This window comes from Streptococcus sp. A23, assembly GCF_043674155.1.
In the GTDB taxonomy this organism is placed as follows: Bacteria; Bacillota; Bacilli; order Lactobacillales; family Streptococcaceae; genus Streptococcus; species Streptococcus suis_V.
This window is the reverse complement of the sequence record NZ_JBIMJP010000011.1, coordinates 1-18,224: the sequence shown is the minus strand read 5'-3', so window position 1 is coordinate 18,224 and position 18,224 is coordinate 1. Positions and strand designations below refer to the sequence as shown.

Genomic DNA, 18,224 nt, shown 5'->3' with positions numbered 1-18,224 from the left:
ACCTGCAACTCGTTTTTTTTACTGCCTATTTTTCTAAAGGATGAATAATCACACCTTGCACTACACGGTTTACGGTGCCTGTTGGGGATGGTGTATCTGGTAAGTTCTTACACTTGATGGCTGCCATGATAGACACTGTCTGTGCAAAGATGATGTAAGGGAAGGTCAAGAAGACGTCTGGTAGCTCTGCTCCGCCTTCTGCGAGGACGAAATTTGGTGCCTCAGTGCCTTCCAATTTCGATGCAGAAAGGGCAACAATTCGCTCTGCTATTGCGTCCCCATGCACCTCATTCAAGAGGTCCACATCGTACTGACGTGTATAAGCATCATTTGAGACAAATTGGAAAATCAAGGTCTTGTCGTTGATAAAGGATTTTGGTCCATGACGGAAACCGAGCGGAGACTCGTACATGGTCGCAATCTTACCAGCGGTCAATTCCAAAATCTTCAGCTGAGCCTCGTGGGCAACCCCGTAGAAACCGCCTGCTCCCAGGTAAATCACGCGCTCAAAATCCAGATCAATAATCCCTTGGATGAAGTCCTCACGGTCCAAGACATCCTGGCCAAGGCGAGCTATGGTGTCGACCCATGCAGCTTTTTCTTCTTGGCTAGCTGGCGAGAAGACAAGCAGGGCCGTCAAGGACATACAGCTGTAAGAACCTGTCATGGCAAAGCCCTTATCGTTGGAGCCGGCTGGTTGCAAGAGCAAGAGATTGTCTGCATCTCCCTCTGCCGCTTGAGCCAATTTCCCTTCAGGTGCACAGGTAATCGTTACTTGGTAAAGGGTGTCAACCAGTGTCTTGGCAATTTCCACCGCTGCCACACTCTCTGGAGAATTTCCAGAACGGGCAAAGGATACCAGGATAGTCGGTACATCAGCCTGAAGATAATCATGCGGACGACCAACCAATTCTACCGTACCAATGGCTGAGAAGCGAATGCGTTTCAAGTCATTGACATTATTGAGGTAGTTGGCGATGCTCTGACCAACGAAGTCAGATGTCCCTGCCCCCGTCAAAATGACATGGACAAAATCATGTTTCTCCTTGATGTTAGCCACAAAGCGCTCTATGACTTCAAGCTTATCGAGATAGAGCTGGTAGGCCTCGCGCCAGAGTCCAGGCTGTTGGAAAATCTCACCCGCTGTAATATGGGCACCCAACTTTTCAAGTTCTTCTTTTGCTAAACGGAACATAGGTCCTCCTCGTTTCATCTGGTTATAACCAGTTTTTTCTTTTATTATAAGCGATTTTTTCCACAAAGTCAACTTAAAGTAGGTTAATATTTTAATTTTCTCTAACTTTTTTCCTACTCAATTCGGCACTTTTCATGCTATAATACTTCCAGAATACTTTTGGAGGAAAGACACTATGATGAATATGCAACAAATGATGAAACAGGCCCAGAAATTGCAAAAGCAAATGGAGCAAAGCCAGGCTGAACTGGCTGCAGCCCAGTTTACAGGCACTTCTGCACAAGACTTGGTCACCGCAACTTTGACAGGCGACAAGAAATTGGTTGCCATCGACTTCAAGCCTGAAGTTGTTGACGCTGACGACATCGAAACCTTGCAGGATATGACCATTCAGGCGGTTAATGCAGCGCTGGAACAAATTGATGAGGCAACCAAGAAGAAACTCGGTGCCTTCGCAGGGAAATTGCCGTTTTAGAAAGGAACACTCCCATGTCCAACCTAGAACTCCTCCCTCTTACAGAACAAGCACTCCTAACTATTTGGAAAATAGGCTTCTCTGACGAAAAACCCTACTGGAAAGAATTCGCAGCACCCTATTTCGATGACTATCAGGCTTATAAAGACTTCACCAATTTCCAAGAATCACCGCGCTATCCTTGGTTCCAAACAGAAGAAGTTCGAGGCATCTTGGTAGATGGAGAGCCAATCGGAATTGTTAGTTATTATTGGGAAAATCAAGCCACACGCTGGCTAGAAGTTGGTATCGAAATCTATAATGAGAACCAATGGGGAAAAGGATTCGCAACCCTAGCCCTCCAGAAATGGATTCGTCAGATTTTCACAAGCATGCCAGAACTGGAACACATCGGACTGACCACCTGGTCTGGTAATCCTGGCATGATGCGGGTAGCTGAAAAGATTGGCATGCGAAAAGAAGGACAGATTCGCAAGGTTCGCTACTGGCAGGGATACTACTATGACTCTGTCAAATACGGCATTCTCAGAGAAGAATGGCACAACTCCTAGGCTAGTATGAAGCTCTCAAAACTTGCTTTCGATGGGAATTCCTTCCCATTTCACATTAAAAACGTGGGTTCCATCCGAACTCACGTTTTTTACAATCCATATAACAATGACTCGACCTGCAAGAGGAACAAATCTGCATAGCGAGTGGTTGACCGCAGACTGTCTTCAACCCTCTGCAAGCTCTCAAGCTGGTCGGTGATAATCCCATCCACCTGAAGCATAGCCATTCGTGTCATTTCGTCCTCATCATTGGGCGTCCAGACATAGACCGACTTGCCGCGTAACCAAGACTTCATCATGAAATTTTGGTCCAGAGAAGTATATTCCATGGTGTAGCCATCCGCTACTGTCTGAGGATAGATACTGTTAAAGGGCAAAATCAGATAGGTTTTTAGCTGGGGCAGAACCTTCTCGATTTCTACAATGATCTGATAATCTAGCGAATGAAACTGATGCCCCTTGGCCAAGAGGCGTTTTCCATATTTTTTGACAAAATTCTTAGCTAAATCAGGACTATCTTGCTTGGTCTCCTTGATTTCGACCAGGAGTTTCTGACCCAATTGGTCTGCCTTATCCAGATAGGCATCGAAGGACGGAACTGGTGCAGACTGACCGTTTTCCGAGGCGGTCATGGAGGTCAACTCCTGCAAGCTATAATCGTGCGTACCTCCGGTATTTCCCGTCAAGGCCAACAAATTCGTATCATGCATGACGACAAACTGACCGTCTTTGGTCTCCTGAATGTCCATCTCCACAAAATCCGGCCTGAGCTGGGCAGTTAACTCCAGAGATTCAAGGGTATTTTGGACACCATTTTCATCATCCACACCTCGGTGAGAAATGGTCACTGGCAGGCTTTCAAAGGGATAATAAAGGCTGAGAGCCCCGTCTAAACCAAAGAGTAAGGCAGAGCTTACCACAATCAGCAAACGGAGGCGGTGACGCAGGCGCTTTCGTCGGTAGCTTGGTAAATGCTGACCAGTCAAGAGAGTCACAAACTTGGTCATAAACATGGCAATAGCCCCATAGTAGGTCAGTCTGAAGAAGATGAAGCTCAGCAAGGCCAGGGGATAGGCCAGGGAAGGCAGAGTCTTGTCCACCAAAAGCTGGAACAGATAGAGGGTGAGCCCAACACCAAGTATAACCAGACCAGGCAAGGTCATTGTCCACAAGAGGCGGGCGTAGGATGCCAACTGCTGCCACCCCCGGGTTTGATGCCAGGAATGAGCTACTGATTCCTTGACCCCACGGTGTTCAAAATAAATCTTAGGTATAGCATACATGAGCCTAGCAGATAACCAAGAAAAGACCAACAAACTTAGAGCAATCACTAAGGCTACAAGATTGTTCTTTTCAAGGTAATCCAGCACAAACTGAGGAATGACTAGCTTATTAAAATAATAAATATTCAAAATCCTACGCAAAAAGGGCAATAACACCGTTGCATAGCATAGGAGAAAGCTAATTTTAGGGAGACTGGTATGGCTGATAATCCCCACCATATCCCGTCCAACATCCTTAATATAATCTCTCAAATGCTTGACCCGATTGTCCAACAACTGCCTAACCCCAGTAAAGATGAGGGCAATTTCCAGATAGGCAACCAAGATATTTAGAATGATCAGCAGAGCAAAAAGAACAGTAACAAAAAGATTGCTAGATAGGACTTGGAGGACATTTGTTGGAGATAGGTAGGCATGGCCTGTCAGCGACAGAAGAAATTCTGCCAACCAGGAATTGAGCGGAATCCATACAAACTCCATAACAGTAAAGGAGACAAAAAACAAGAGCAGGATTTTATCCAGATTATAATAAACCTTTTGAAATTCACGACGTATTCTATCCATAGACCTAGTGTCCCATAATTCAAGGAATTTTTCAAGCCAAGTCAGGTGAGAAGGCGACAAGATAAAAAGCTGGATACAAAATCTTTTCGAATAAAAGTATAGAGATAAATAACTAGTTGGCGCTGTTCCTGAGATAAATAGATTTGCCTATTGCTAAACAACTGAAATATTTGATCCTTACTCTTTAATAACGAGTCTGGAACACTATAGTATTCCTCATTAAAATCTATAGAGTCTAATGACTGCTCTTTTAATAACTGATTGACAATTTCGATACTGGATTGAAGTGTGCCTTTGTCGATTCCCGTCTGAATACTTAATTCATATAGGTTCATTTGACTAGTAGCAAATAATTCCATGAGGATTGCAAGTGTACGATTATCAATCATAAGTTCCTCCTTAACAACATTGTAAACCCTTTCAAAAATAATTTCTACCCAATTTGAGCCCAATTTACTTCTCTTGAAATCAAATTCAGACTGGGCTCAAGAATAACTAATAAACATAATACCAGCTAAATTTGTCAGATAGTAAAGATTAAAAGAGTTTGGAAAACGCCAAACTCTTCTATAATACTAATTCTTATCATATTGATTGATACAGGTCATACGCCTATATCACCCAAACACCTTCTGCAGGACTTCGCCAATGGTTGTCACACCGATAACCGTGATTTCCTTTGGTACCTTGATTCCTGTCAGGGAATTTTTAGGGGCATAGACCTTGGTAAAGCCCAATTTGGCGGCTTCGTTAATCCGTTGTTCAATCCGATTGACGCGGCGGATTTCACCTGTCAGGCCAATTTCGCCTATAAAGCACTCTTGTGGGTTGGTTGGCTTGTCCTTGTAACTGGAGGCAAGAGCAACTGCGACCGCTAGGTCAATGGCTGGCTCATCCAGTTTGACACCGCCTGCTGACTTAAGGTAGGCATCTTGGTTTTGGAGGAGCAGGCCTGCCCGTTTTTCCAAAACCGCCATAATCAAGCTGGCACGGTTGAAATCCAGTCCTGTCGTGGTCCGCTTGGCATTGCCAAACATGGTCGGAGTCACCAGGGCCTGCACTTCGGCAAGGATAGGGCGGGTGCCCTCCATGGTCACGACAATAGCAGAGCCTGTCGCCCCGTCCAAACGCTCTTCCAGAAAGACCTCACTTGGATTGAGAACTTCGACCAAGCCCTGCGACTGCATTTCAAAAATGCCGATCTCATTGGTAGAGCCAAAACGGTTTTTGACCGCCCGCAAGATACGAAAGGTGTGTTGCCGCTCGCCCTCAAAATAGAGAACGGTGTCTACCATGTGCTCCAAGGTCCGCGGTCCAGCCAGGGTCCCTTCCTTGGTCATGTGGCCGACTATAAATGTTGCAATATTGTTGGTCTTGGCAATCTGCATAAGCTCATTGGTCACTTCACGGACCTGACTGACAGAACCTTGCACGCTGGAGATGTCAGGGCTCATAATGGTCTGAATAGAGTCGATAATCAGGAAATCTGGCTTGATTTTCTCAATCTCGGTCCGAATGCTCTGCATATTGGTCTCCGCATAGAGATAGAACTCGCTGTCAATGTCGCCCAAACGCTCGGCACGGAGCTTAATCTGCTGGGCAGACTCTTCCCCCGATACATAGAGAACGGTGCCGATGGTGGAAAGCTGGGTCGAAACCTGCAAGAGCAGGGTGGACTTGCCAATCCCTGGATCGCCTCCAATGAGAACTAGACTGCCCGGCACCACGCCGCCACCGAGGACGCGGTTGAACTCTTCCATATTGGTCTTGGTGCGAGCGACTTGAATAGACGAAACTTCATTGAGCTTCATTGGTCGGGTTTTCTCACCAGTCAGGCTGACGCGGGCATTTTTGACCTCCGCCACTTCGACTTCTTCAACAAAGCTAGACCAAGAACCACAGTTAGGACAGCGCCCCAGGTACTTGGGCGAATGATACTCGCAGTTCTGACAAATGAAGGTTGTTTTTTTCTTAGCTATGGTAATCTCCTCCTATTTCCCCGTACTCCCAAATCCACCTGTCCGCACACCGTCGGCCTGGTCGCCATCTGCTAGTAGGAAGGGGGCAAAAACGGCTTGCACAATGCGTTCGCCAGCTTCCACCACAACGGTTTCTTCTGTGATGTTTCGCATCTGGGCAAAGATATGACCTTCATTGGCTGGATTGCCGTAGTAGTCGCCGTCAATAACCCCAACCGAGTTAATCAGGACCAAGCCTTTCTTGCGAGGATTGGACGAGCGGTCATAAAGATAGAGAACCTCGTTGGCCTGCATATAGGCCTTGACACCCGTTGGCACCAGCTTAATCTCGCCTGGCTCCAAGCTGACGGTTTCTGCAGCCTTCAGGTCGTAGCCTGCTGCGTGGGCCGTCTCACGTTTTGGCAATAAATTTTCATCAGTAAACTGGCTGACCAGTTCAAAACCACGGATTTTCATAAGAACTCCTTACATCATTTTCTTCTTTTTATTCATTGTATTCATTCGCATTTTTCGTCACAAATGCAAAAAGTGTTGTTAAGGGGAAAGCATACTCGTCATCAAAGCGGGCTGCACGTAGCCACAAGTCTTGGTCAACCTTGCGAAGATAGACACTACGGGGGAAGTTAAACTCTTTCTCCAACTGAGGCGACAGCAGGCAAATGGCTCCATCTGGTGATTTTCCTTGGGAGAGTATGGCATCTTGACTAACTTCCTGTTCCAACAAAGCCAACCGAAGATAAACTCCCAGATGAGCTGGTGGTAGTTGATAACCCATCTCCACGGCTCTCTCCTCTATCTGAGGAGCAGTTGCTTCCCTATCAAATCCCATGTCGGCTAGGCTGACAATCTCAACTAAACACTTCTGTTTCTCCACCACTTCTTGATAAGCAGGATGAGCTAGGTAGGTCTTGAAATAGTCATTCACTAAAACACCCTTGTCATCTAAGTAGGCAAGGATTTCTTCTTTTTTTAGGGGAAACAGTTCAACTCGAACACTCTGTCTTTTCATAGGTCTATTATACAGGAAATACAGGGTAAAGCAAAACTCCAACCTAGTGGCTGGGGTTTTCAACTTTATTCAAACACAAACTGGTTGTGGTAGAGTTCGGCGTAGAAGCCGTTGAGTTTGAGAAGTTGGCTGTGGTTGCCCTGCTCGATGACCTTACCGTCTTTGAGGACGATGATTTCATCCGCATTCAAGATAGTCTTGAGGCGGTGGGCAATGACGAAGCTGGTCCGTCCTGCGATAATGGCCTCCATAGCCTTTTGAATTTTGGCTTCCGTTACCGTGTCCACGTTTGAGGTTGCTTCGTCCAAAATCAGGACTTGAGGGTCTGTCAAAAGGGTACGGGCAATGGAAATCAGCTGTTTCTGACCAGTTGAAAAGACATTTTCATCATCAGTCACATATGTCTCATAGCCCTCTGGCAGACTCATGATAAAGTCGTGGATATGGGTGGCACGCGCCGCTGTTTCCACCATTTCCTGCGAAATAGTCTCATCGCCAAAGCGAATATTGTCCGCAATGGTACCAGAGAAGAGGACAGATTCCTGCAAGACGATACCAACCTTATCACGCAGACTATCCAAGTCGTATTCACGGATATCGCGACCGTCAAATGCCACGCTACCCCCATTGACATCGTAGAAACGGTTAATCAGGTTCATAATGGTAGTCTTACCAGATCCCGTCGGCCCAACGACCGCCACCATTTTGCCCTTAGGAGCAGAGATAGTCACCTTGTCCAAAACCTTCTGACCTGGCAGGTAGCCAAAGTCAATGTTCTTGATTTCCACTCCTTCTTTGAGTTCGGTGAAATGCGGTGCATTTTCAGGGCGAACTTCTTCAGGTTCGTCAAACATTTCCTGGATACGGTGAGCACCCGTGAAAGCCAGTTGCAACTCCGCCCAGCTGGCTGCAATCTGCATGATTGGCTGGTAGTATTGTTGCGAATACTGAACAAAAATCACCACCAAACCAAGAGCTGCTGCTGTTTCCAAGGAAGAATCATTGAGTACTATGCTGGAGCCTGCAAAGATAACGATGGCCGTATTAACCAGGCTCATCCCGTTCATGAAGGGGAAAAGCACCCCACTGAAGAGACGCCCTTTGAAGGTCGTCCGACGCACTTCTTCATTGAGCTCCATAAAGCCATCGATCGTTTCTTCCTGCACCCCTTGGACGATAATGGCCTTCTGACCAGAAATTTTCTCGTCCATATAGGCATTGAGCTTAGAAACGGCTGCCTGCTGCAAATCCGTGTATTTACGAGACAGACGGATAATAATCACCAAAGCAAGTAGGGCAATCGGTGTTGATGCAACGGTCACCAAGGCCAGACGGACATCCTGACGGAACATCATCCAGACCATACCGATATAGAGGGCAATATTGGTCACAACCTGGGTCAGCGACTGGTTAAAGGCATTTTGAATATTGTCCAAATCCGATGTAAAGCGTGACAGAATATCTCCATCCTTATGCTTATCGAAAAAGGCAACCGTCAAACGCTCCAGCTTACCGAAAAGTCCCTTACGCATACGGTTGGTCGAATGCGCCACAATCCGAGTGAACAAGAGCGTGTAAATCAAGGTCGACACAACTGTCACCACATAGGCCATGAGAAGGTTGAGCATAACCCCGTTAAAATCAGCTATGTCCGGCTTAAAACCAGTCTGTCCCATTTGCTTCGCCGCAAAATAAGCCTGACCAATTTTTCCCAATTCTGTAATGGCATTCCCCAGTAAAACCGGTGTCTTCACCTGCAAATAAGTCGCCGCAACAATAGCCACAAAAATCATAGCAAAGGACAGTTTATAACGTTTAAAATAAAACCAAAAGAAACGTAAAGTCTTCATTTATTCTTCTCTCCCTTTCTGCGTTTCGTAGATTTCACGGTAGACATCGTTCGTAGCTACCAGCTCGGCGTGGGTACCTTGGCCGATCAGATGACCTTCATCAAGTACCAAAATCTTATCAGCTTTGACAACAGAAGAAATCTTCTGGGCAACGATAACCGTCGTTGTCCCCTTCAAATCATGATTGAGGGCCTCTTGTACCAATTTCTCAGACTTGGCATCAAGGGCTGAAGTCGAATCATCTAGTACCAAGACTTTTGGCTCAGAAATCACACCACGGGCAATAGACATCCGTTGCTTCTGACCACCGGAGAAGTTATTTCCCCGCTCCTCGACCTGGCTTTCATAGTTATCATCCAAACGGTCGATAAATTCCTTTGCCTGGGCAATACCTGCGGCCCGCTCCAAGCGTGTCAAGTCCGCCCCAGGCGCGCCCTGACGCAGGTTGTCTGCAATAGTACCCGAGAAGAGAATGGCCTTCTGCAAGACGATAGAAACCGTGTTACGAAGAGTATTTTGATTGACTTCTTTCAAGTCACGACCCCCGATAGATACCGTTCCCTCCTGCGGGTCAAAGAGACGCGGAATGAGTTGGGCAAGCGTTGATTTACCAGCGCCCGTCGCTCCAACCACACCGACCATTTGGCCTGGCTCAATCTCAAAGGAAATATTTTTCAGAGTCGGCTCCGTGTCATGCGGATAGGTAAAGCTGACATTGTCAAAGACAATCTTACCAGTCAATTCTTCATCCGCCACATCCTTGAAGGTCATAGCAGGCTCCGTATCCAAGACCTCGCTGATCCGTTTGATGGAAATAGCTGCGCGAGATGCCTGCATGCCCATGAAAGAGGCCATGATAATAGCAAACATAATCTGCATAAGGTAGCTCATGAAGGAAGTAAAGCCACCAATCGCCTCAAAATTCGTATCCACCATCCCAGATACCAGGTAGAGGGACAAGAAAATAGCCATGAAAGAAATAAACATCATCAAGGGTTGCAGGATTGAAAAACCATAACCGATAAAGAGGTTGAGGTCCAAGAGTTCATTAGACACAGACTTGAACTTGTCGTATTGATTTTTTTCCTGTACAAAGGACTTGACCACACGGATACCGCGCAGATTTTCCTTGGCAATGCCGTTCATGCGGTCCATCAGTGTCTGGAATTTCCCAAATCGTGGACCCATAACCCCCATAACCACAGCCATAATCGCCATGATCAAAATAACCATCAGAACGATGACCCACCACAATTCAGGCAAGGTCCGAACCGCCATGATGAAGGCCCCGACAAACAACATAGGAACCCGCATGAGGATGGTAAAGAGCATCATAACCAGGTTTTGAATCTGAGTGACATCATTGGTCATCCGAACGACCAAATTCCCCGCATTAAACTCTTCCACATTTGCATAAGAAAAACTTTGGATTTTCCTAAAAGTTTTTTCGCGGATATCCGCCGAAACCCCTTGGGAAATCTTCGCTGCCACGATAGTATTAGCTAAACCAGCCAAAAGTCCAATCCCAGCAATAACCAGCAAGAGTTTACCGACTTCAACAATCTCTGTCTTATCGTTGGTCAAGACAGCTGTCAAGACATCCTTCAAGTAGCTCGGCTGTAGCAGAGCAGTTGTCACGACCGTTGCAGTTAATAAAACCGAGGCCAAGGCATACCACTTATAACGCAGTATCGCTTCTTTAAACATTGTGCTTCTCCTTATATTCCTTAATATTTTCAGTTAATTGATGGGCCCACTGCTCCACCAATTGAAAATCTTCTTTTGTAATCTTATTAAACAATGATTGGTGCAGTTCCTGATGGAAGTCATCTAGGCGACTAACTTTTTCCTGCCCATTCGCCGTCAGGATAATCTGCTTGTAGCGCTTATCCTGCTTGGATGGAATGACTTGAATAAAATCATTTTTCTCCATTCGTTTGACCAGATTACTAGCAACTGATTTAGAAATTTTCATTTCTTTTTCAATGTCCTTAACAAAGACTTCCTTGTCAGAACACTTAGCTAGATAAAGCAAGGCCCATCCCTGAGGACCAGCGAGATGCTCTACACCATGTTCCTTGGCAATCTTGTCACCAATCTGTTCCACCTGATTGAGTAGGGAACGAAATTCTGCTAAAAAATCTCCCATCGAAACTCCTTTCATTGTTAATTAATGACCATGAGAACCATTATAGTTTTCTAGAGAACTATTGTCAAGCAAAATGAAACATTTTCTTTGTTTTCATAGATTTTTTCATTTTGTAAAAACCGACCTGTCCTTTTCCTGCAAGCCGCCTTTTTCGCTCTGCTATTTTCAAAAAAATTTTATATATGATATAATGGTAAAAACATGAATTCAGAGGAAGCATTATGGAAAAGCAAACCATTGCTATCTTGGGACCTGGCTCATGGGGAACAGCCCTAGCTCAGGTGCTCAATGATAACGGGCATAGTGTCCGTATCTGGGGAAATATCCCGGAGCAGATTGATGAAATCAATGAAAAACATACTAACACGCGCTATTTCAGGGACATTGTTCTAGACGAGAAGATTGTTGCCTACAAGGATTTGGCTGAAACGCTAGATGGGGTCGACGCTGTACTCTTCGTTGTTCCGACAAAAGTTACCCGTCTGGTAGCCAAGCAGGTTGCCGAGACCCTCAAGCACAAGGTCGTGGTCATGCACGCATCTAAGGGCCTTGAGCCAGAAACTCATAAACGTTTGTCAGAAGTCTTGGAAGAAGAAATTCCTGCTGACTTGCGTTCAGAAGTCGTTGTTGTCTCCGGTCCTAGCCACGCTGAAGAAACCATCGTCCGCGACTTGACCTTGATTTCTGCCGCATCTAAAGATTTGGAAACTGCAACCTATGTCCAAAATCTCTTCAGCAATCGCTACTTCCGTCTCTATACTAACAACGACGTAATCGGTGTAGAAACAGCTGGCGCTCTTAAAAATATTATCGCAGTCGGAGCCGGGGCCTTGCATGGTCTGGGCTATGGTGACAATGCCAAGGCTGCTATCATCGCTCGTGGCTTGACAGAAATCACTCGCCTCGGTGTCGCCATGGGTGCCAATCCCTTGACATACAGTGGACTGTCTGGCGTCGGTGATTTGATTGTCACCGGTACATCAGTTCATTCCCGCAACTGGCGGGCTGGAGACCTGCTTGGTAAGGGCGAGAAACTGGAAGACATCGAAACCAATATGGGCATGGTCATCGAAGGAATTTCCACGACCAAGGCTGCCTACGAATTGGCCCAAGAACTCGGGGTCTACATGCCAATTACCCAAGCCATTTACAAGGTCATCTACCAGGGTGCCCAAATCAAAGATGCCATCCAAGAAATCATGTCCGGCGAATTCCGTCATGAAAATGAATGGCACTAATAAAATTGTTAATCATCAATAAATACAAAGGAAAAATGTATGAAAAAAGTTAGAAAAGCCGTCATCCCTGCTGCTGGTTTAGGAACACGTTTCTTGCCTGCAACAAAGGCTCTCGCTAAAGAAATGTTGCCAATCGTAGACAAGCCGACCATCCAATTTATCGTTGAAGAAGCCCTTGCATCTGGCATTGAAGACATTTTGGTGGTTACTGGTAAATCAAAACGTTCTATTGAGGACCACTTCGATTCAAACTTTGAATTGGAATACAACTTAAAAGAAAAAGGTAAGAATGAATTGCTCAAACTGGTCGATGAAACAACTGGTATCCGCCTGCATTTCATTCGTCAGAGTCATCCGCGTGGCTTGGGCGATGCGGTCTTGCAAGCCAAGGCCTTTGTCGGCAATGAGCCTTTCGTTGTCATGTTGGGTGACGACCTCATGGATATTACCAATAAAAAAGCTGTCCCATTGACCAAGCAATTGATGAACGATTTTGAAAAAACACATGCTTCAACCATTGCTGTTATGCCGGTTCCCCACGAAGAGGTGTCAGCCTACGGTGTCATTGCACCTCATGGCGAAGGTGTCAATGGCCTTTACAGTGTCGATACATTTGTGGAAAAACCAAAACCTGAAGATGCTCCATCTGACTTGGCCATTATCGGTCGCTATCTTCTCACACCGGAAATTTTTGAAATTCTTGAAAATCAAAAACCAGGTTCCGGCAACGAAATCCAATTGACCGATGCCATTGATACCCTCAACAAAACCCAACGCGTGTTCGCTCGTGAATTCAAGGGCGCTCGTTATGATGTCGGTGATAAGTTTGGTTTCATGAAAACTTCCATTGACTACGCCCTACAACACCCACAGGTCAGAGACGATTTGAAACAATATTTGATTGACCTTGGTAAATCATTAGAGAAAACAAAGAAAAACTAGCAAATCGCTAGTTTTTTCTTATACCAGATAAAAGATGCCCAACAAGAGAATGAATATAGCTAAATAACTAATAAAACTGTAAAAGATTTGCTTACCAGAAAACAGATTTTTTTCCACAAGCGGTGGAAGAAAAATGACGACTAGGGCACCGCCGACCGCGCCACCGATATGACCTGCCATAGAGATCGAAGGTGTGAAAAGCCCGAGCAACAAGTTCATCCCCAAAAGCATCATGTAGCGTTGCCCAAGAACCTGTAAATAGCGACTGCGACTAAATTTTCTCAGGAGAGCCATAGCCGCAAAGAGGCCAAACAAGGAGGTCGACGCTCCCGCTCCGACCACTCCTGGAGTGAAAAAGAGAACAAAAAGATTGCCCATCATTCCCGACAGCATATAGAGCAAAAAGAAGCGGCGCGGACCAAACAGTCCTTCCAGCTGGTAACCCAGCCCAATCAAGGTGATACTGTTAAACAAAAAATGCTCCCAGCCGATATGAACAAAAATCGGCGAAATCAGGCGCCACAGCTGACTAGGATCCTGGCGTACCGCCTCTCCATACATACCGCCAAATTCAAAAATCGTATAGGCCGCGGTCGTCTGCCCAAAACGCAAGATTTGGATGAGCAAGAATACAGCCGTCGTCACAGCCAACAAGCCATTGGTCACAGGGTACCGTCTATCAAACATCTGTCTCAACAATCACTAACTCCTTTACTGCTTGGTCAAATATCTCCGGCTCAATAGCCAGTAGCTGAAAATCTGCCAAAGTCGACACCGTCTGCCCATGAAAATCAGCTAGGTAGCGATCATAAAATCCGCCACCATATCCAATCCGAAAACCGGCCTCATTCCAAGCCAAACCGGGCACATGAATCAAGTTAATCACAGACTTATCCACAGGTTGTGAATAAGTTCCCGGTTCCCAGACACCAAAAGCCGACTTGACCAAATCATTTGGATTATATTCTACAAAATCCATCCGCCCTTGTGAATAGGTCTTAGGGATGAAAATCTGCTTACCATCCGCCTGTGCCTGCTCAATCAGATAACGCGTATTCCACTCATGTGGCATGGAAAGATAGGTGGCAAGAGAGGTTGCAGACTTGTAAGCCTCTGTCTCTACCAACAAATCAGTCATGGTCTGACTGCTCTTCTCCCGCTGACTCGAGGACAAGAACTTCAATTGAGCCAACATTTCCTTACGAATGATTTTTTTATCCAAAGAATATTCTCCTTTTCAGAAAAAAGGCTGGAAAACCAACCTTAGTTCACTTTCATTTTCAAAAATCCACTCAACTTATCCACAGCCAAGGGAAGAGCAGCCTCATTGGGATTGAGACGGGGATTGTGGAGGGGATAAGGCGTCTCCACTCCTAACCAGAACATGACCCCCGGTACCTTGTTGAGCAGATAACCAAAGTCCTCACCCGTCATGGCAGGTGGGCAGTCAATCATCTCAACTCCCTCCACACCATCAAAGTAAGTCATGAATTCATCTGCTAGTTTCGGATTGTTTTCCACAGGCAGATAGCCGCTTGGGTTGAGCACGATGTCTAGCTCTACACCAAAAGATTTGGCAATACCTTCAGCCACCTCACGGACACGTTTTTGCACTAAAAGGCTCATGTCTTGCGTTAAGGCCCGAATGGTGCCGTGCAAAAAGGCCGTTTCGGCTATGACGTTATTGGTCGTGCCCGCCTGCATGTGCCCAAAGGTTACCACTGCCCCCTCTATCGGGTCCACATTGCGGCTAACCACCGACTGGACTTGGGTCACAAAATAGCTGGCCGCCACAAGGGCGTCATTTGCGGTATGGGGAAATGCTGCGTGGCCACCTTTTCCAGTAAACCGTATCTTGACTTCGCAAGTGCCCGCAAAAAGGGTCGCACGATTGGTGGCCATTTGACCAACTTTGAGGTCTGGCCGGACATGGAGCCCATAAAATTCATCTGGCAACCACTCACCAAAGGCACCTGCCTCATATATGAGCATGCCGCCAGCCAGATTTTCCTCTGCAGGCTGAAAGAGGAAGAGCAGATTATGCTTGGGTTGCTGCTCTGCCATTTTCTCCAAAAGCCCCAAGGCAATGGTCATGTGAAAATCATGTCCACAGGCATGCATACGTTCAGGATGGAGAGATTTGAAATCCAGCCCCGTTTCCTCAACGATAGGCAAGCCGTCAATATCTGTCCGCCAACCGATGGTTTTTTCCGGCGCAGAACCTGTCAGATGGACCAAAATACCCGTTTTCCAGGTCCGAACTTGAGCAAAATCACAATTTTCCAGTAGCTGACCAATGACGTCCATCAAATAGGCATGGGTCTTGAACTCTTCCATCCCAATTTCAGGAATTTGGTGGAGGGCACGCCTAGTCGCAATTAAATCGAGCATGAACTACCTCTTAGAGTGTACGGAGAGCCTCTTCCAAGGCTGTTTTTTGTTGGGTTTGAGCGTCGATTTCTTTGATAATGCGGGCTGGAACACCTGCTACTACCACATTTTCAGGCACGTCTTGAGTCACGATGGCACCTGCCGCAACGACGGAACCGCTACCGATTTGCACGCCTTCAATGACAACGGCATTAGCACCGACCAAGACATTATCGCCGACGTGAACTGGGTCTGCTGATGCTGGCTCAATCACGCCTGCAAGCACTGCACCTGCACCGATATGGCTATTTTTACCGACCGTCGCACGACCACCAAGAACGGCACCCATGTCAATCATAGTCCCTGCACCGATTTCCGCACCGATGTTGATAACGGCACCCATCATGATGACCGCATTATCACCGATAGCGACTTGGTCACGGATAATAGCCCCCGGCTCGATACGAGCGTTGATAGCGCGCTTGTCAAGCAATGGCACAGCTGAGTTGCGAGCGTCATTTTCCACCACATAATCCACATTTTCCGTCAAGCCAGCCAAAAGCGGCTCCACATCCTTCCAGTCACCAAAGAGGACATTGCCCAGCTTGATGACAGTTGCCGGAACTTCTGCCACCAACTGACCTTCAAAGGTCACTTTCACAGCCGTTTTCTTCTCAGCATTGGCGATAAATTGGATGATCTCTTGAGCGTTCATTTTTGTTGCAGTCATAGTATTTCCTATCTAAAGATTATTTTTTACTATTATACCAAAAATTTTCAGAAAATTCGGGGAATATGGATTGTAAATAGAACAAAACTTTGTAAAAGAAATTTCAACAGCGGCAAACATTAAAAACGAGAAGATTAAGCTGGTCCTCTCAAGAATATAGCTTTTCGAGCTCTATAAGACTGTAGTTGGTAAATCCCCTGTGGAGATTATGGAGCCTTTTTGAGTATCAAAAAAGTCCCATATGACCTATAATGAAAAGCGACTAAACCATCATTAGAAAGGAATCATATGGAATAGATAAACAGTCAGGGAAGTGACTGTTTATCCCCGAGCCAAGAAAGAATAAAGCGGGGATAGTATCACAAATTTTCTCGGAATAAAAGACAAAATTTCTGCCTTTCTTCTCAAAGCGACAAGATTTGGGAACAGTCAATGGGACGATGGGGTGTGACATAAAAAATCCTCCAGTTCCGTTTTCTCTAACAGTATACTGGATAATAGGGAAGCTGAAACAATACTCCGTTATTGGGCGGTTACGATTAAGCTGGTCCTCTCAAGAATATAGCTTTCGTCTACCCACTACAGTTGACAACGATCCTATCACAAAAAGGAACGTCGACAAATCAACGTTCCTTTCACAACTATACCGGCGGCCGGGGTCGAACCGGCACGTCCTTGCGGACACTGGATTTTGAGTCCAGCGCGTCTGCCAATTCCGCCACGCCGGCATATAGTTATAACTGGGGTAGCTGGATTCGAACCAACGCATGAGGGAGTCAAAGTCCCTTGCCTTACCGCTTGGCGATACCCCAATATTAAAATAGGCGAGTGAGGGGAATCGAACCCCCGAATGTCAGAGCCACAATCTGATGTGTTAACCACTTCACCACACCCGCCATAGAACACGGGCAGTAGGAATTGAACCCACACTGAAGGTTTTGGAGACCTTAGTTCTACCTTTAAACTATGCCCGTAAAGGTATGGAGAGAGAGGGATTCGAACCCCCGAACCCGAAGGAGCGGATTTACAGTCCGCCGCGTTTAGCCTCTTCGCTATCTCTCCAAAATATTAAGTTAATGGCGCGAGACGGAATCGAACCGCCGACACATGGAGCTTCAATCCATTGCTCTACCAACTGAGCTACCGAGCCAAAATTGCGGGAGCAGGATTTGAACCTACGACCTTCGGGTTATGAGCCCGACGAGCTACCTAGCTGCTCCATCCCGCGACAATAAAAAGGAGGATGTGGGATTCGAACCCACGCACGCTTTTACACGCCTGACGGTTTTCAAGACCGTTCCCTTCAGCCGGACTTGGGTAATCCTCCATAAAATATAGTCCGTACGGGATTCGAACCCGTGTTACCGCCGTGAAAAGGCGGTGTCTTAACCCCTTGACCAACGGACCATATATGGGCACGAGTGGAATCGAACCACCGACCTCACGCTTATCAGGCGTGCGCTCTAACCATCTGAGCTACGCGCCCAAACCTAAGTTTGGTAAAATGAACAATAAGTTCAAAGCGGGTGACGAGAATCGAACTCGCGACAACAGCTTGGAAGGCTGTAGTTTTACCACTAAACTACACCCGCATATAATGGGAGTTAACGGGATCGAACCGCTGACCCTCTGCTTGTAAGGCAGATGCTCTCCCAGCTGAGCTAAACTCCCCTTCTGGTCATTCAACTCAACGGTCGAGCATCTGTAGTGTGGAAAGCTACGCTTTCTTCATCCACAACCTGAAACAATCACTAGATTGTTTCAGCTCTCCCAGTGAGCTAAACTCCCATTTGGAGATTTCTCTCCAACTTGCTAAGCGACTACCGTATCTAACAGGGGGCAACCCCCAACTACTTCAGGCGTTCTAGGGCTTAACTGCTGTGTTCGGC

Annotated in this window: 17 protein-coding genes and 12 tRNA genes; 4 read left to right on the top strand and 25 right to left on the bottom strand. The window is 46.4% G+C overall.

Translation table 11 applies throughout. From position 1 onward, the window contains the following. Positions 1-25 precede the first annotated feature (25 nt). Positions 26-1,195, bottom strand: coding sequence for an SIS domain-containing protein (locus ACHBIE_RS07190; protein WP_394733047.1), 1,170 nt, complete (start codon positions 1,193-1,195; stop codon positions 26-28). A 175-nt stretch (positions 1,196-1,370) separates the two neighbouring features. On the opposite strand from ACHBIE_RS07190, the gene ACHBIE_RS07185 reads away from it, so the two are divergent. Both ACHBIE_RS07185 and ACHBIE_RS07180 read left to right on the top strand, forming a co-directional pair. Next, entirely contained in the window at positions 1,371-1,670 is a 300-nt protein-coding gene (locus ACHBIE_RS07185; RefSeq protein ID WP_172095654.1) for a YbaB/EbfC family nucleoid-associated protein, read from the top strand. Positions 1,671-1,684: 14 nt separating this feature from the next. Then, on the top strand, positions 1,685-2,221 hold the full coding sequence (locus ACHBIE_RS07180; RefSeq protein ID WP_105160747.1) for a GNAT family N-acetyltransferase: 537 nt from the start codon (positions 1,685-1,687) through the stop codon (positions 2,219-2,221). Between the two features lie 89 nt (positions 2,222-2,310). Here ACHBIE_RS07180 and ACHBIE_RS07175 read toward each other — a convergent pair whose 3' ends face one another. The 8 genes from ACHBIE_RS07175 to ACHBIE_RS07140 form a co-directional block, all read right to left on the bottom strand. Further along, positions 2,311-4,068, bottom strand: coding sequence for a glycerophosphodiester phosphodiesterase (locus tag ACHBIE_RS07175; RefSeq protein WP_105110615.1), 1,758 nt, complete (start codon positions 4,066-4,068; stop codon positions 2,311-2,313). 41 nt (positions 4,069-4,109) lie between these two features. Beyond that, a complete protein-coding gene (locus ACHBIE_RS07170; RefSeq protein WP_105110614.1) occupies positions 4,110-4,457 on the bottom strand; it encodes a hypothetical protein in 348 nt (115 codons plus the stop codon). Positions 4,458-4,685: 228 nt separating this feature from the next. Next, positions 4,686-6,053 carry a DNA repair protein RadA gene (gene radA / locus ACHBIE_RS07165; RefSeq protein ID WP_172059839.1) on the bottom strand — a complete coding sequence of 456 codons (1,368 nt, stop codon included), beginning with the start codon at positions 6,051-6,053 and terminating at the stop codon, positions 4,686-4,688. A 6-nt stretch (positions 6,054-6,059) separates the two neighbouring features. After that, positions 6,060-6,503 (bottom strand): dUTP diphosphatase, encoded by a 444-nt coding sequence (locus tag ACHBIE_RS07160; RefSeq protein ID WP_002939955.1) that lies wholly within the window; start codon positions 6,501-6,503, stop codon positions 6,060-6,062. Between the two features lie 28 nt (positions 6,504-6,531). Further along, positions 6,532-7,056, bottom strand: a complete 525-nt coding sequence (locus ACHBIE_RS07155; RefSeq protein WP_394733046.1) for a hypothetical protein — start codon at positions 7,054-7,056, stop codon at positions 6,532-6,534. Positions 7,057-7,121: 65 nt separating this feature from the next. After that, positions 7,122-8,906, bottom strand: a complete 1,785-nt coding sequence (locus ACHBIE_RS07150) for an ABC transporter transmembrane domain-containing protein (protein WP_172073899.1) — start codon at positions 8,904-8,906, stop codon at positions 7,122-7,124. Next, a complete protein-coding gene (locus ACHBIE_RS07145; RefSeq protein WP_125266529.1) occupies positions 8,907-10,613 on the bottom strand; it encodes an ABC transporter ATP-binding protein in 1,707 nt (568 codons plus the stop codon). Next, positions 10,606-11,055 (bottom strand): MarR family winged helix-turn-helix transcriptional regulator, encoded by a 450-nt coding sequence (locus ACHBIE_RS07140; RefSeq protein WP_105122345.1) that lies wholly within the window; start codon positions 11,053-11,055, stop codon positions 10,606-10,608. The genes ACHBIE_RS07145 and ACHBIE_RS07140 overlap by 8 nt, the downstream gene beginning before the upstream one ends. Positions 11,056-11,276: 221 nt before the next feature. On the opposite strand from ACHBIE_RS07140, the gene ACHBIE_RS07135 reads away from it, so the two are divergent. Beyond that, the gene (locus ACHBIE_RS07135; protein ID WP_105160260.1) at positions 11,277-12,293 is read left to right on the top strand and encodes an NAD(P)H-dependent glycerol-3-phosphate dehydrogenase; all 1,017 of its coding nucleotides are present in this window, start codon (positions 11,277-11,279) and stop codon (positions 12,291-12,293) included. Between the two features lie 39 nt (positions 12,294-12,332). After that, on the top strand, positions 12,333-13,235 hold the full coding sequence (gene galU, locus ACHBIE_RS07130; RefSeq protein ID WP_105122343.1) for a UTP--glucose-1-phosphate uridylyltransferase GalU: 903 nt from the start codon (positions 12,333-12,335) through the stop codon (positions 13,233-13,235). Between the two features lie 18 nt (positions 13,236-13,253). On the opposite strand, the gene ACHBIE_RS07125 is transcribed toward galU, so the two are convergent. The 16 genes from ACHBIE_RS07125 to ACHBIE_RS07050 form a co-directional block, all read right to left on the bottom strand. Then, a complete protein-coding gene (locus ACHBIE_RS07125; RefSeq protein ID WP_394733045.1) occupies positions 13,254-13,922 on the bottom strand; it encodes a rhomboid family intramembrane serine protease in 669 nt (222 codons plus the stop codon). Further along, the gene (locus ACHBIE_RS07120) at positions 13,915-14,457 is read right to left on the bottom strand and encodes a 5-formyltetrahydrofolate cyclo-ligase (protein WP_394733044.1); all 543 of its coding nucleotides are present in this window, start codon (positions 14,455-14,457) and stop codon (positions 13,915-13,917) included. The genes ACHBIE_RS07125 and ACHBIE_RS07120 overlap by 8 nt, the downstream gene beginning before the upstream one ends. A gap of 41 nt (positions 14,458-14,498) precedes the next feature. Continuing rightward, complete coding sequence (locus ACHBIE_RS07115; protein ID WP_394733043.1) at positions 14,499-15,626, bottom strand: N-acetyldiaminopimelate deacetylase; 1,128 nt, start codon at positions 15,624-15,626, stop codon at positions 14,499-14,501. 10 nt (positions 15,627-15,636) lie between these two features. Continuing rightward, complete coding sequence (dapD, locus tag ACHBIE_RS07110; protein WP_257104939.1) at positions 15,637-16,335, bottom strand: 2,3,4,5-tetrahydropyridine-2,6-dicarboxylate N-acetyltransferase; 699 nt, start codon at positions 16,333-16,335, stop codon at positions 15,637-15,639. A 644-nt stretch (positions 16,336-16,979) separates the two neighbouring features. Continuing rightward, positions 16,980-17,063 (bottom strand) — tRNA-Leu (locus ACHBIE_RS07105). Between the two features lie 12 nt (positions 17,064-17,075). Next, positions 17,076-17,147: transfer RNA gene (locus ACHBIE_RS07100), tRNA-Gln, on the bottom strand. A gap of 11 nt (positions 17,148-17,158) precedes the next feature. After that, positions 17,159-17,231 (bottom strand) — tRNA-His (locus tag ACHBIE_RS07095). 7 nt (positions 17,232-17,238) lie between these two features. Next, positions 17,239-17,309 (bottom strand) — tRNA-Trp (locus tag ACHBIE_RS07090). 7 nt (positions 17,310-17,316) lie between these two features. Further along, a tRNA-Tyr gene (locus ACHBIE_RS07085) sits at positions 17,317-17,397 on the bottom strand. A 15-nt stretch (positions 17,398-17,412) separates the two neighbouring features. Beyond that, a tRNA-Phe gene (locus ACHBIE_RS07080) sits at positions 17,413-17,485 on the bottom strand. A gap of 4 nt (positions 17,486-17,489) precedes the next feature. Beyond that, positions 17,490-17,563, bottom strand: a tRNA-Met gene (locus ACHBIE_RS07075). Between the two features lie 9 nt (positions 17,564-17,572). Then, positions 17,573-17,662 (bottom strand) — tRNA-Ser (locus tag ACHBIE_RS07070). Between the two features lie 8 nt (positions 17,663-17,670). Next, positions 17,671-17,742, bottom strand: a tRNA-Glu gene (locus ACHBIE_RS07065). A gap of 5 nt (positions 17,743-17,747) precedes the next feature. Beyond that, positions 17,748-17,821 (bottom strand) — tRNA-Ile (locus ACHBIE_RS07060). Positions 17,822-17,856: 35 nt separating this feature from the next. Then, positions 17,857-17,927: transfer RNA gene (locus ACHBIE_RS07055), tRNA-Gly, on the bottom strand. Positions 17,928-17,933: 6 nt separating this feature from the next. After that, positions 17,934-18,006, bottom strand: a tRNA-Val gene (locus ACHBIE_RS07050). Positions 18,007-18,224: the final 218 nt, after the last annotated feature.

Excerpts from the sequence above, each read along its gene's own strand:
- ACHBIE_RS07185 (WP_172095654.1), top strand. The coding sequence starts at position 1,371 with ATGATGAATATGCAACAAATGATGAAACAGGCCCAGAAATTGCAAAAG.
- ACHBIE_RS07115 (WP_394733043.1), bottom strand. The coding sequence starts at position 15,626 with ATGCTCGATTTAATTGCGACTAGGCGTGCCCTCCACCAAATTCCTGAA.
- ACHBIE_RS07155 (WP_394733046.1), bottom strand. The coding sequence starts at position 7,056 with ATGAAAAGACAGAGTGTTCGAGTTGAACTGTTTCCCCTAAAAAAAGAA.
- ACHBIE_RS07170 (WP_105110614.1), bottom strand. The coding sequence starts at position 4,457 with ATGATTGATAATCGTACACTTGCAATCCTCATGGAATTATTTGCTACT.
- ACHBIE_RS07175 (WP_105110615.1), bottom strand. The coding sequence starts at position 4,068 with ATGGATAGAATACGTCGTGAATTTCAAAAGGTTTATTATAATCTGGAT.
- ACHBIE_RS07125 (WP_394733045.1), bottom strand. The coding sequence starts at position 13,922 with ATGTTTGATAGACGGTACCCTGTGACCAATGGCTTGTTGGCTGTGACG.
- ACHBIE_RS07135 (WP_105160260.1), top strand. The coding sequence starts at position 11,277 with ATGGAAAAGCAAACCATTGCTATCTTGGGACCTGGCTCATGGGGAACA.
- ACHBIE_RS07145 (WP_125266529.1), bottom strand. The coding sequence starts at position 10,613 with ATGTTTAAAGAAGCGATACTGCGTTATAAGTGGTATGCCTTGGCCTCG.
- ACHBIE_RS07180 (WP_105160747.1), top strand. The coding sequence starts at position 1,685 with ATGTCCAACCTAGAACTCCTCCCTCTTACAGAACAAGCACTCCTAACT.
- dapD (WP_257104939.1), bottom strand. The coding sequence starts at position 16,335 with ATGACTGCAACAAAAATGAACGCTCAAGAGATCATCCAATTTATCGCC.
- ACHBIE_RS07190 (WP_394733047.1), bottom strand. The coding sequence starts at position 1,195 with ATGTTCCGTTTAGCAAAAGAAGAACTTGAAAAGTTGGGTGCCCATATT.
- ACHBIE_RS07160 (WP_002939955.1), bottom strand. The coding sequence starts at position 6,503 with ATGAAAATCCGTGGTTTTGAACTGGTCAGCCAGTTTACTGATGAAAAT.
- ACHBIE_RS07150 (WP_172073899.1), bottom strand. The coding sequence starts at position 8,906 with ATGAAGACTTTACGTTTCTTTTGGTTTTATTTTAAACGTTATAAACTG.
- galU (WP_105122343.1), top strand. The coding sequence starts at position 12,333 with ATGAAAAAAGTTAGAAAAGCCGTCATCCCTGCTGCTGGTTTAGGAACA.
- ACHBIE_RS07140 (WP_105122345.1), bottom strand. The coding sequence starts at position 11,055 with ATGGGAGATTTTTTAGCAGAATTTCGTTCCCTACTCAATCAGGTGGAA.